The 12400-nt window shown below is 71.3% G+C and carries 13 protein-coding genes; 6 read left to right on the top strand and 7 right to left on the bottom strand.

The window, feature by feature from the left end:
* Window positions 1-13: 13 nt before the first annotated feature.
* The 4 genes from AC0HI0_RS30815 (at window position 14) to yhjD (ending at window position 5286) form a co-directional block, all read left to right on the top strand.
* Window positions 14-2533, top strand: coding sequence for a bifunctional FO biosynthesis protein CofGH (locus AC0HI0_RS30815; protein ID WP_480927009.1), 2520 nt, complete (start codon window positions 14-16; stop codon window positions 2531-2533).
* Between the two features lie 161 nt (window positions 2534-2694).
* A complete protein-coding gene (locus AC0HI0_RS30810; protein ID WP_480927008.1) occupies window positions 2695-3018 on the top strand; it encodes a hypothetical protein in 324 nt (107 codons plus the stop codon).
* A gap of 162 nt (window positions 3019-3180) precedes the next feature.
* Window positions 3181-4227, top strand: a complete 1047-nt coding sequence (gene trpS, locus AC0HI0_RS30805) for a tryptophan--tRNA ligase (protein WP_480927007.1) — start codon at window positions 3181-3183, stop codon at window positions 4225-4227.
* A gap of 60 nt (window positions 4228-4287) precedes the next feature.
* On the top strand, window positions 4288-5286 hold the full coding sequence (gene yhjD, locus AC0HI0_RS30800) for an inner membrane protein YhjD (protein ID WP_480927006.1): 999 nt from the start codon (window positions 4288-4290) through the stop codon (window positions 5284-5286).
* 13 nt (window positions 5287-5299) lie between these two features.
* Here the strand turns inward: yhjD and AC0HI0_RS30795 are convergent, their stop codons facing one another.
* Both AC0HI0_RS30795 and AC0HI0_RS30790 read right to left on the bottom strand, forming a co-directional pair.
* Window positions 5300-5647 (bottom strand): hypothetical protein, encoded by a 348-nt coding sequence (locus AC0HI0_RS30795; RefSeq protein ID WP_480927005.1) that lies wholly within the window; start codon window positions 5645-5647, stop codon window positions 5300-5302.
* A 25-nt stretch (window positions 5648-5672) separates the two neighbouring features.
* Window positions 5673-5897 (bottom strand): SCO4848 family membrane protein, encoded by a 225-nt coding sequence (locus AC0HI0_RS30790; protein WP_480927004.1) that lies wholly within the window; start codon window positions 5895-5897, stop codon window positions 5673-5675.
* A 60-nt stretch (window positions 5898-5957) separates the two neighbouring features.
* On the opposite strand from AC0HI0_RS30790, the gene AC0HI0_RS30785 reads away from it, so the two are divergent.
* A complete protein-coding gene (locus AC0HI0_RS30785) occupies window positions 5958-7241 on the top strand; it encodes a D-alanyl-D-alanine carboxypeptidase family protein (RefSeq protein ID WP_480927003.1) in 1284 nt (427 codons plus the stop codon).
* Window positions 7242-7255: 14 nt separating this feature from the next.
* Window positions 7256-7429 (top strand): hypothetical protein, encoded by a 174-nt coding sequence (locus tag AC0HI0_RS30780; RefSeq protein WP_480927002.1) that lies wholly within the window; start codon window positions 7256-7258, stop codon window positions 7427-7429.
* A gap of 63 nt (window positions 7430-7492) precedes the next feature.
* Here the strand turns inward: AC0HI0_RS30780 and AC0HI0_RS30775 are convergent, their stop codons facing one another.
* The 5 genes from AC0HI0_RS30775 to AC0HI0_RS30755 form a co-directional block, all read right to left on the bottom strand.
* Window positions 7493-8275, bottom strand: coding sequence for a succinate dehydrogenase iron-sulfur subunit (locus AC0HI0_RS30775; protein WP_480927001.1), 783 nt, complete (start codon window positions 8273-8275; stop codon window positions 7493-7495).
* Window positions 8275-10026 (bottom strand): succinate dehydrogenase flavoprotein subunit, encoded by a 1752-nt coding sequence (gene sdhA, locus AC0HI0_RS30770; protein ID WP_480927000.1) that lies wholly within the window; start codon window positions 10024-10026, stop codon window positions 8275-8277. The genes AC0HI0_RS30775 and sdhA overlap by 1 nt, the downstream gene beginning before the upstream one ends.
* Before the next feature lie 22 nt (window positions 10027-10048).
* Window positions 10049-10459: a succinate dehydrogenase hydrophobic membrane anchor subunit gene (locus AC0HI0_RS30765; protein ID WP_480926999.1), complete on the bottom strand. Its 411-nt coding sequence runs from the start codon at window positions 10457-10459 to the stop codon at window positions 10049-10051.
* A 2-nt stretch (window positions 10460-10461) separates the two neighbouring features.
* Window positions 10462-10884, bottom strand: coding sequence for a succinate dehydrogenase, cytochrome b556 subunit (sdhC, locus tag AC0HI0_RS30760; RefSeq protein ID WP_480926998.1), 423 nt, complete (start codon window positions 10882-10884; stop codon window positions 10462-10464).
* A 209-nt stretch (window positions 10885-11093) separates the two neighbouring features.
* Window positions 11094-12359, bottom strand: a complete 1266-nt coding sequence (locus tag AC0HI0_RS30755) for a toxin glutamine deamidase domain-containing protein (RefSeq protein WP_480926997.1) — start codon at window positions 12357-12359, stop codon at window positions 11094-11096.
* Window positions 12360-12400: the final 41 nt, after the last annotated feature.

Genomic DNA, 12400 nt, shown 5'->3' with positions numbered 1-12400 from the left:
TAGGGTCGTTGACGTGGCCGTGGACATCTCGATCACCCCGCCCGAGTCCCACCCGAGTCCGGCGGCGATGCGGCGCGCCCTGCGCCGGGCCGCCGACGGCGCCGTGCTGGACGTGACCGAGGCGTCCGTGCTGCTGCACGCCCGCGGCGACGACCTCGACGCCCTGCTGGCGGCGGCGGGCCGGGTGCGCGACGCGCACCTGCTCGCCGAGGGCCGCCCCGGCGTCGTGACCTACAGCCGCAACGCGTTCATCCCGTTGACCAGGCTGTGCCGCGACCGCTGCCACTACTGCACGTTCGCGACCGTCCCGCACCGGCTGCCCGCCGCGTTCCTGGAGCGCGACGAGGTCCTCGACATCGCCCGCCGGGCCGCCGCGCAGGGCTGCAAGGAAGCCCTGTTCACGCTCGGCGACCGGCCCGAGGAGCGCTGGCCGCAGGCCCGGGAGTGGCTGGAGGCGCGCGGCTACGACTCGACCCTGGACTACGTCCGGGCCAGCGCGATCGCGGTGCTGGAGGAGACCGGCCTGCTGCCGCACCTCAACCCCGGCGTGCTGAGCTGGGAGGAACTCCAGCGGCTGCGGCCGGTGGCGGCCAGCATGGGGATGATGCTGGAGACCACCGCCGAGCGGCTGTGGAGCGAGAAGGGCGGTCCGCACTACGGCAGCCCCGACAAGGACCCCGCCGTGCGGCTGCGGGTGCTCACCGACGCGGGCCGGGTCAACGTCCCGTTCACCACCGGCATCCTGATCGGCATCGGCGAGACGGTGACCGAGCGCGCCGAGTCGCTGCTGGCCATGCGCGGGATCGCCCGCCAGTACGGGCACATCCAGGAAGTCATCATCCAGAACTTCCGGGCCAAGCCGGACACCGCGATGCGCGGGATGCCCGACGCCGACCTGCGCGAACTGGCCGCCACGATCGCCGTGGCGCGGCTGGTGATGCCGACCTCCACCAGCGTCCAGGCCCCGCCGAACCTGGTGGGCGACGAGTTCGGGCTGATGCTGCGGGCGGGCATCGACGACTGGGGCGGCGTGTCCCCGGTGACGCCCGACCACGTCAACCCCGAACGCCCGTGGCCGCACGTCGACACGCTCGCCGACCTCACCGCGACCGCCGGGTTCGACCTGCGGGAACGCCTCGCGGTCTACCCGCGCTACGTCCGGTCCGCGCCCGGCCAGTGGATCGACACCCGGCTCACCGGGCACGTCGCGGCGCTGGCGACCGACGAGGGCCTGGCCGACCCGGACGCGCCCGTGGTGGGTCGGGAGTGGCAGGAGCCCGACGGCGGCCTGGACACCTACGGCCGCGCCGACCTGCACACCGCCATCGACACCGAGGGCCGCACCGGGGACCGGCGCGGTGACTTCGACTCCGTCTACGGCGACTGGGACTCGCTGAGCGTGCCGGTGGCCGCGACCCGGCTGCCCGAGGACACCGCCCGCGCGCTCAAGCTCGCCGCCGACGACCCGGCCCGGCTGCTGGAGGACACCGACGCCGCCATGGCGCTGCTGACCGCCGACGGCGAGGCGCTGGAGACGATGACCCGGCTGGCCGACGACCTGCGCCGCGAGGTCGTGGGCGACGACGTGACCTACGTGGTCAACCGGAACATCAACTTCTCCAACGTCTGCTACGTGGGCTGCCGGTTCTGCGCGTTCGCCCAGCGCGAGCGCGACGCCGACGCGTTCCGGCTGGGCATCGACGAGGTCGCCGACCGCGCGCAGGAGGCGTGGGACGCGGGCGCGACCGAGGTCTGCATGCAGGGCGGCATCGACCCGAAGCTGCCGGTCACCTACTACGCGGACGTGGTGCGGGCGATCAAGACCCGGGTGCCCGGCATGCACGTCCACGCGTTCAGCCCGATGGAGATCGTCAGCGCGGCGGCCAAGGCGGGCGTGAGCGTCCGGGAGTGGCTCACCGACCTCAAGCAGGCCGGTCTGGACACCATCCCGGGCACGGCGGCCGAGATCCTCGACGACGACGTGCGCTGGGTGCTCACCAAGGGCAAGCTGCCCGCCGCCACCTGGCTGGAGGTCGTCGCGACCGCGCACGAGGTGGGCCTGCGGTCCTCGTCCACGATGATGTACGGCCACGTCGACCACCCCGGCCACTGGCTCGGCCACTTCCGGGCCCTCGCGCGGCTCCAGGACCGGACCGGCGGGCTGACCGAGTTCGTCGGGCTGCCGTTCGTGCACCGCAACGCGCCCATCTACCTGGCGGGCGTGGCCCGGCCCGGCCCGACCCGGCGCGACAACCGGGCCATCCACGCGTTCGCCCGGCTCGCCCTGCACGGGCGGGTCGACAACATCCAGTGCTCGTGGGTCAAGCTCGGCGACGAGGGCACCGCCGAGGTGCTCCGGGGCGGGGCGAACGACCTGGGCGGCACGCTGATGGAGGAGACCATCAGCCGGATGGCGGGCTCGGAGCACGGCTCCGCGCGGACCGCCCGGCAGCTGCACGACACCGCCGCGCTGGCCGGCCGGCCGGCCCGTCAGCGCACTACGACATATGGCCGAGTCGACCCCGTCGGGTGAGCCCCCGAGGACGATCACGGACCGTGGCGTGGTTAGTCTGCCGCCGGCCGTGTTTTCGACCCATCTCCACGCCGGAGCCCCACAGCTTCGGTAGGTTCGCGGCCGTCCGTCAACAGGGTTCACCCGTAGTGGTGACGCGGTGTTGGTGAGGAGGCTCGTCGGTGCGCGGTCGAAGTGCAGCACTGGGTGTGGTCCTGGGCACGGTGTCGCCCCTGGTCACGGCGGGTGTCGCCATGGCGGGCACGAGCACGGCCGCCCTCGGCGCGTCGTCGGTGAACACGCCGGTCGGCATCGCCGCGGTGGCGCTCGGGGTGGTCGGCCTGGTCGCGGGCCTGGTCCGCCGTCGCCGGGGCGTCGTGGTCCGCAACAAGTCCGAGGAACTCGTCACGCCGGTCGTGCCGCCTGTCGTCCCCGCTGCGGCTCCGAGCGTGGCGCTGCCCGCTGCGGCCGCCGTGCAGCCGGCAGCCCAGGCCACGCGCGCCTGACGCTCCGCAGCGGCTCTGTGTCGCCCTGAGGGCGTACGCGGCCGTTTGGGGTGCCTTACGGGTGCCGTGTGACGCGTTGCGCGTCTCGCCGCACGCAAGCCCTGTCCGCGCGGAGTGCCAACCCGGTCCCGCGCCCTCGGACGGCCCTGGGAGAATCAGGCGGTGGCTCCTGAGAACCCCGCTGAGAACACCCCCGAGGCCGGTCCGAGCGCTCCGGTGAGCCGTCCGCGCGTGCTGTCCGGCATCCAGCCGACCGCCGGGTCGTTCCACCTCGGCAACTACCTCGGCGCGATCCGCCAGTGGGTGGCGCTCCAGGAGACCCACGACGCCTTCTACTGCGTGGTCGACCTGCACGCGATCACCGTCGAGCAGGACCCGAAGACGCTGCGCCAGAACACCCGGGTCTCGGCCGCGCAGCTGCTCGCGCTGGGCATCGACCCCGAGCACGCCACGCTGTTCGTGCAGAGCCACGTCCCCGAGCACGCCCAGCTCGGCTGGGTCATGCAGTGCATCACCGGGTTCGGCGAGGCGTCCCGGATGACCCAGTTCAAGGACAAGTCCGCCCGCCAGGAGGCGCAGGTCGGCGTCGGCCTGTTCACCTACCCGATCCTGCAGGCCGCGGACATCCTGCTCTACCAGGCGCACCACGTGCCGGTCGGCGAGGACCAGCGCCAGCACCTCGAACTGACCCGCGACCTCGCGCAGCGGTTCAACACCCGCTACGGCAAGACCTTCCGGCTGCCCGAGGCGTACATCGTCAAGGACACCGCCAAGATCTTCGACCTCCAGGACCCGACCTCGAAGATGAGCAAGTCGGTGCCGACCGGCGTGGTCGAGCTGCTGGAGGACCCCAAGCGCGGCGCGAAGAAGATCCGTTCCGCGGTCACCGACACCGGTCGCGAGGTCGTCTACGACCCGGCGAACAAGGCCGGCGTGAGCAACCTGCTGGTGATCTACTCCGCGCTGACCGGCCGGACGGTGGACGACCTGGTCGCCGCCTACGACGGCAAGGGCTACGGCGACCTGAAGAAGGACCTCGGCGAGGTCTACACCGACTTCGTCACGCCGGTGCAGGCGCGCGTCCGGGAGTACCTGGCCGACCTGCCCGAGCTGGACAAGGTCCTCGCGCGCGGCGCGGAGCGGGCCCGGGACGTGGCCGGCCGCACGCTGGCCCGCGCCTACGACCGGATCGGGTTCCTGGCGGGCTGACCGGCCCGATGATCGCCCGTTCGAGATGCGGGTGATCATCCGAAGCCTTACCGTGCAACCGTGGCGGAAGAGTCGAAGCTCGACAGGCTGCGCCGCGAGCGCCCTTGGCTGGATCACCTGTTCCGCGCGGCCCAGCGCTACACCGAGCGGTACGGGTCGCACTACGCCGCCGCCGTCACCTACTTCAGCGTGCTGTCGCTGGTGCCGATGCTGATGATCGGCTTCGCGATCGCCGGTTTCGTGCTGGCCTCGCAACCCGCCCTGCTCGACGACCTCAAGAACGGCATCGCCCAGGCGGTGCCGGGCGAACTCGGCTCGACCATCAACAAGGTGGTCAACCAGGCCGTCGCGTCGAAGGGCACGGTCGGTGTGTTCGGCCTGCTGGGCGCGGCCTACTCCGGGCTCGGCTGGATGAGCAACCTGCGCGACGCGCTGACCGCGCAGTGGGGCCACGCCAAGGAAGACCTGCCGTTCCTCAAGACCGCCCTGAAGGACCTGCTCGCGCTGCTGAGCCTGGGCGCGGCGCTGGTCGTCTCGTTCGGCCTCACGGCGGCGGGCAGCGGGTTCGCGCACCTGGTGCTGGAGTTCGTCGGCCTGGACGGCGTGTGGTGGGCCGAGGCGCTGCTCAAGGTGGCCACGATCGTGCTGGCGCTGGCGGCGAACTGGCTGGTGTTCCTGTGGGTGCTGGCGAAGCTGCCGCGCAAGCCGGTGGGGTGGCGCAGCGCGCTCAAGGGCGCGGCCGCCGCCGCGATCGGGTTCGAGGTGCTCAAGCAGGTCGGGACGATCTACCTGTCCACGGTGACCGCGTCGCCGGCCGGTGCCGCGTTCGGCCCGGTCATCGGTGTGCTGGTGTTCGCGAACCTGGTGGCGCAGTTCCTGCTGTTCATCACGGCGTGGACGGCCACCGCGTCGGAGAACCTGCTCAGGGACCTGCCCGCACCGCCGCCGCCGGCGGTGATCCGACCGCTGGTCGAGGTGCACCGGGCGCCCAGCCCCCGCACCGCCGTCGGTCTGGTCGGTGCGGGGCTGCTGCTGGGCGCGCTGTTCCGGCGCAGGTGAGTCCGGCGCGGGTCTAGGTCCAGAAGACGGCGACGCCGACGTTGAGCACGACCAGGCCCGCGAGGGCCGGGGTGAGCCAGGACGCGATCTTCTGCTTGTTCAGGTTCACCGCGACCAGGCCCGCGATCACCACGACCACGAGCAGCTTCACGCCGACCTTGATGTGGTTGTAGTCCTTGTCGGTGAGCGGGGCGAGCCCGACCAGGGCGACACCGGTGAGCAGTTGCAGCGCCGCACCGTGCAGCCAGCCCTTGTTCAGCGGTCCGTCCTTCGCCGTCCGGTTCTGGACGAAGAACATGGCGACGAGCATTCCCATGCCCAGCAGGTGCAGGAACACCAGCAGCAGGCGCACGAACTCCACGGCGGAGCCTCCAATGTGTGGTGGGTTACTTGCGGCCGGCTCGGAGGCCGCGCACGCCCAGCACGCCGATGACCGTGCCGAACGTGAGTGAAGCAAGGACGAGTACCAGGTGCACGGTGAAGAACGCGGTCGGGCCCGCGTCCCACGATCGGGGGTCCTTCCAGATGTTGCCCAGGAAGGTCGGCCAGATCACCCAGGACCACACCCCGAAGGCCAGCAGGAACACGGACATGCCTCGGGAGAGCTTCACCGGGGCAGTATCCGACGTGGCGGGTGCGCAGCACTTCACCGGGGTGGATAGCCTGGACGGGTGCGTTCCTCCGCGTCCCGACGCCCCGTTGCCCTGGTGCTGGCTGCCTGCACGCTGATGGCCACCGCAGTGTTCGGCGCCTCGACCGCACAGGCGCAGTCCGCCCCGTGCGACAACCGGGTGTCACCGCCCCCGGCGGTCGATACCTCCGAACAGGTGGCTCCCGGCACCAAGCCGCCTCCCCCGTTGGAGGTACCGGAGAACCCGGTCGGCGGTGAGCGGATGGGCGAGTGCGGCATCGTGCTGCCCGCCAACGCCCAGAAGCCGCCCGAGGGCACCACCGCCAAGAGCTGGCTGCTCGCCGACCTCGACTCGGGCGCGGTCCTCGCGGGCTTCGACCCGCACGGCCGGCAGCGCCCGGCGTCGGTGATGAAGGTGCTGCTGGCGATGGTCGTGGCCAAGGAGCTGCCGACGGACGCGACGGTCGCCGCCAACGCCGACGACATCGCCCAGGAGTGCACCTGCATCGGCCTGCGCAACGGCGCGGAGTACACCGTCGAGCAGCTGCTCCAGGCGCTGGTCATGGCCTCGGGCAACGACGTGGCGCACGCCCTGGCCCGGCGGCTCGGCGGCCTGCCCAGCGCGATCCGCAAGATGAACGCGCTGGCCATGGAGCTGGGCGCGCTGGACACCCGCGCGGTCACCCCGTCCGGGCTGGACGCGCCGGGCACCAGCACCTCCGCCTACGACGTGGCGCTGATCTTCCGCGCCGCGATGAAGTACCCGGACTTCGCCAAGGCCGTGGTCACCCAGCGCATCGACTTCCCCGCGCCCAACGGCGTCGGGACCGTGCCGGTGATCAACGACAACAAGCTGCTGACCACCTACGAGGGCGCGCTGGGCGGCCGGTCCGGTTTCACCGACGACGCCCAGAACACCTACGTGGGCGCGGCGGAGCGCAACGGCCGCAGGCTCGTCGTGGTGCTGCTGCGCGGGCAGCAGACCCCGACCAAGATCACCGACCAGGCCGCGCGGCTGCTGGACTACGGCTTCGAGCTGCCCGCCGGCGAGCCGGTGGGCCGGCTGGTCGACGGCGCGCCGCAGGCCAAGAAGAAGACCCAGGACGCCAAGCCGTCGCCGACCAGCGCGAACGTGGGCCCGGTCGCGGAGTCGCACAACACGGCGAACACCGCGATGTCCAAGGCGTTCGGCAACGTCGGCGGCCCGATCACCGCCGTCGCGGGACTGGGCCTGGTGCTGGCGTTCGTGATGTACCTGCGCAACAAGAAGGCCAAGGCCGCGCGCGCCGCCCGGGCCGCCGCCCAGGCCCGGCAGTCGGGCTGAGCGGCCGGCCCCCGATGCGGATCGTCCGGCCGCTGCCGCGCTTGAGCCGGCCGCTGTGCGCCCACCTGTTCCCGGAACGGGAGCACCGCACCGGGCACGACGACCTCGTCGGCTGCGAGGACGTGGCCGGGCGTGGGGACATCGCCGTGCGTCGGGCCTGGCCGGTCCTGGTGCTCCGGCCCCGCTGAGGGGCCCGCGACGTGGAGGAGGGGCGGAACCGGCCGGCTCCGCCCCTCCTCGCCCGGTACCGCTCAGACGCGCTTGAACAGCAGCGCGCGCTTCACTTCCTGGATCGCCTTGGTCACCTGGATGCCGCGCGGGCAGGCGTCCGTGCAGTTGAACGTCGTCCGGCAGCGCCACACGCCGTCGATGTCGTTGAGGATGTCCAGCCGCTCCTCCGCGCCCTCGTCGCGCGAGTCGAAGATGAAGCGGTGGGCGTTCACGATCGCCGCCGGGCCGAAGTAGGAGCCCTCGGTCCAGTACACCGGGCACGACGTGGTGCAGCAGGCGCACAGGATGCACTTCGTGGTGTCGTCGAACCGCTCGCGGTCGGCCGCCGACTGCACCCGCTCGCGGGTCGGCTCGTTGCCGTAGGTGATCAGGTACGGCTTGACCGCGCGGAACGCCTCGAAGAAGGGTTCCATGTCGACCAGCAGGTCCTTGTGCACCGGCAGGCCCTTGATGGGCTCGATGGTGATCGTGGTCGCCTTGCCGCCACCCGCGAGCAGGTCCTTGAGCAGCACCTTGCACGCCAGGCGGTTCACGCCGTTGATGCGCATCGCGTCCGAGCCGCAGATGCCGTGCGCGCACGACCGGCGGAACGTCAGCGTGCCGTCGAGGTACCACTTCACGTAGTGCAGCAGGTTCAGCACGCGGTCCGTCGCGAGCGCCGGGATCTCGAAGGAGTCCCAGCGCGGCTCGTGGTCGAACTCCGGGTTGAACCGGCGGATCTTCAGGGTGACGGTGATCGCGCCGTCCGGGACCGGGGGCTGGGAGCCGCGCGAGCCCGTGGACACTTCAGCGGTAGCGGTCATCAGTACTTGCGCTCCATCGGCTGGTACCGGGTGAACGTCACGGGCTTGTAGTCCAGGCGGATGTCCGCCGACAGGCCCTCACCCTGCTTGTAGTACATGCTGTGGCGCATGAAGTTCGTGTCGTCGCGGTTCGGGTAGTCCTCGCGGGCGTGACCGCCCCGGGACTCCTTGCGCGCCAGCGCGCCGACGACCAGGACTTCGGCCAGCTCCAGCAGGAAACCCAGCTCCACGGCTTCCAGGAGGTCGGTGTTGAACCGCTTCCCCTTGTCCTGCACGGTGATCCGCTGGTAGCGCTCCTTGAGCGCCTGCACGTCGTGCAGCGCGGACTTGAGCGTGTCCTCGGTGCGGTACACCGACGCGTTCGCGTCCATCGTGGCCTGGAGTTCGGTGCGGATGTCCGCGACCCGCTCGTGGCCGTGCTCGGACAGCGCCAGCGCCACCTGCGCCTCGACCTGGGCGGCCGGGTTGTCCGGCAGCTCCACGTGCTCGTGCGCGTTGGCGTAGTCGGCGGCGGCGATGCCCGCGCGCCGGCCGAAGACGTTGATGTCCAGCAGCGAGTTGGTGCCCAGGCGGTTCGCGCCGTGCACCGAGACGCACGCGCACTCGCCGGCCGCGTACAGGCCGGGGATGACGTGGTCGTTGTCCCGCAGCACTTCGCCGTGGATGTTGGTCGGGATGCCGCCCATCGCGTAGTGCGCGGTCGGGTACACCGGCACCGGCTCCTTCACCGGGTCGACCGCGAGGTACGTGCGGGCGAACTCGGTGATGTCGGGCAGCTTCGACTCCAGCACCTCGGCGCCCAGGTGCGTGCAGTCCAGCAGCACGTAGTCCTTGTTCGGACCCGCGCCGCGGCCTTCCAGCACCTCCAGCGCCATCGACCGGGCCACGATGTCGCGCGGCGCGAGGTCCTTGATGGTGGGGGCGTAGCGCTCCATGAACCGCTCGCCGGACGCGTTGCGCAGGATCGCGCCTTCGCCCCGCGCGCCCTCGGTGAGCAGGATGCCCAGGCCCGCCAGACCGGTCGGGTGGAACTGGTAGAACTCCATGTCCTCCAGCGGCAGCCCCTTGCGGAACACGATGCCCATGCCGTCGCCGGTCAGCGTGTGGGCGTTGGACGTGGTCTTGAAGACCTTGCCGAAACCGCCGGTCGCGAACACCACGGACTTGGCCTGGAAGACGTGGATCTCACCGGTCGCGAGTTCGTAGGCGACCGCGCCGGTGCAGACCGGGCCGTCCTCGGTCTCGGTCAGGCAGATGTCGAGCACGTAGAACTCGTTGAAGAACTCGATGCCGTGCTTGACGCAGTTCTGGTACAGCGTCTGGAGGATCATGTGGCCGGTGCGGTCGGCCGCGTAGCACGCCCGGCGCACGGCGGCCTCGCCGTGGTTGCGGGTGTGGCCGCCGAACCGCCGCTGGTCGATCTTGCCCTCGGGCGTGCGGTTGAACGGCAGGCCCATCTTCTCCAGGTCGAGGACCGCGTCGATGGCCTCCTTCGCCATGATCTCGGCGGCGTCCTGGTCGACCAGGTAGTCGCCGCCCTTGATCGTGTCGAAGGTGTGCCACTCCCAGTTGTCCTCCTCCACGTTCGCCAGCGCGGCGCACATGCCGCCCTGCGCGGCACCCGTGTGGGAACGCGTGGGGTAGAGCTTGGTGAGCACGGCCGTGCGGGCGCGCTGGCCGGACTCGATCGCCGCGCGCATGCCGGCGCCGCCCGCGCCGATGATCACGACGTCGTACTTGTGGAACTGCATGTCGAAGACTCCCCGCGGCGGGTCAGGAGGTGATGTTCGGGTCGAAGGTGAAGATCACGTACGAGCCGAGGGCGATGATCAGCACCATCGACACGTAGAGCAGCACCTTGAGCCAGAACCGGGTGGCGTCCTTGCGGGCGTAGTCGTTGATCACGGTGCGCAGGCCGTTGCCGCCGTGGATCTGCGCCAGCCACAGCATCGCCAGGTCCCAGAACTGCCAGAACGGCGAGGCCCAGCGGCCCGCCACGAAACCGAAGTTGATCCGGTGCACGCCGCCGTCGAGGATGTTCATGATGAACAGGTGGCCGAGCACCAGCACGACCAGCGCGATCCCGGACACGCGCATGAACAGCCAGCTGTACAGCTCGCCGTTGCTGCGCCGGGCGGCGGGGCGGCGCGGGGAGCGCGGCTTCGCCAGGGTCGTCTCACTCATGGTCAGTGACCCCCGAACATCTCGGACACCGTGCGGACCATCATGAAATAGGCGCCCGGGAGCATCACGGCCACCCACACGACGAGGACCGTCCACAGCATCGGCCGCTGGTACTTCGGGCCCTTGGCCCAGAAGTCGACGAGCATCACCCGGATGCCGTTGAGCGCGTGGTAGAGCACCGCGCCGACCAGGCCGACCTCGAACAGGTTGACGATCGGGTTCTTGTAGGTCTCGATGACCTTGTCGTACGCGTCCGGCGAGACCCGCACCAGGGCGGTGTCCAGCACGTGCGCGAACAGGAAGAAGAACGTCAACACACCGGTGATGCGGTGGGCGACCCAGGACCACATGCCCAGATCGCCACGGTAGAGCGTGCCGCCTCCTTTGGAGGTGCCCGACCGCTCTGTTGCGGTGGTGCCGGCCATGCGCAACGGCCTCCAGCGTCAGTGGTGGACTGGTCTCCCCGTGGTAAAGGGGACCTTGACCCCCGGATGCTAGTCCCGGGTGGTCTGCGCGACCCAACGGCCGCCGCCGTCTGTGAGCGACGAGACATCCACCGTGCACTGGATCAATTCACCTGATGGTGTGACGTGCCCTACCTGTCCGGAGAGCCGTCCACATGAGACGCGGAACGCTACCGGTAGTGGATCACGTACAGGCCGAGGACACCCTCCTCGGTGAGTTCGACGGGCTCCCCGCGCATCCCGTCGACCAGCTCCAGACCGCCTTCGACGCGTCGCGCGTTGACCACCAGGCCCACCGTCTCGCGGCCCCGGCGGTCCCGCCGGCGGATCCAGACCAGACCCGCCGAGCCCGGCGGCAGACCGCCGAACTCCGCCAGGACGTCACTCCACCGGGTGTGCGCGCCGACCCCGGTCACCTCGCCGAGCCGGTCGGTCGTCGGCGCGAACCAGGCGGCCGGGCCGGGCGCGGGCGTCGCGGACAGGTCGTCGTCGCCCGCGTCCCAGCGCTCCAGCCACGGCCACGGGTCGGAGTTGGGCAGGCCGAACGGGACCTGCGCGCCGTCCTTGGGCACCACCAGCGCGGCGTCCAGCATCTGGTCGCGGGGGTCGCCGGAGGCCAGGTAGTCGCGCGTCGTGCAGGCGAACAACCACCCCCGGTCGAGTTCGTCGGCCGGGTCCGGGTCGACCAGCACGACCTGGTCGCCGTAGGCGTCGGCCAGGTGTCGCCGAGCCCTGCGCACGGCCTCGTCCAGCGTGCGGACCCCGGGTTCCGGCGCGGGGCGCGGCCGGTGGAAGCGGGCCAGCACCAGTTCCTTCACCGTCGCGGTCTCCAGGTCGGCCGGGCCGCCGTGCAGGCCGTCCAGCACGGCCACCCGGCCGCCGTCGTTGTGCGCGTAGAGCAGGTGCCCGGTGACCTCGACGCCCGCCAGCTCGCGGCGCACCCACACCACGCCCCTGGTGTCCGGGCCGCCGTCGCGCACCGCCGCGAGCACCTCCGACCAGTCCTGGCAGGCGGAGACCTCGGAGCGCCGGAAGTGGTTCCCGCGCAACCGCTCCCACCAGCCCGGGCGCTCGTCCCACGGCTGCCACGGCAGGGTGGAGGCGGGCGACCGGTCGACCACCGCGTCCACCACGACCACGCAGTTGCGCGCGTTGACCCGCCACACCCAGTCGCGCTCGACCGGCGCGCGCCAGTCGCCCGCGTCCTCGCCGACGCCCAGGTCGGCGAACGGCCGGTCGTTGGGCAGCGGGTAGGGCGCGTCGCCGTTGAGCGGCACGGCGAGGGCCGCCGCCAGCATCGGCTGCGACTCGTCGCGCAGCCGGCAGCCGAAGACCGCGACCCGGTCGGTCTCCAGCAGCGCGTACCGGGTCGGCTCGGCCGCGCCGCCGTAGATCCGGTCGAGCCACTGCTGGGCCGCGCCTCGTGGTTGCGTCACACGCACCTCATCGGTTGGTCGTGGTCATCGTGGTCGTCCGC

The sequence above is a fragment of the Saccharothrix sp. NBAS 001 genome, from assembly GCF_056640475.1.
Note: the sequence above shows the minus strand (reverse complement) of the source record. Positions and strands in the feature narration are given on the sequence as shown.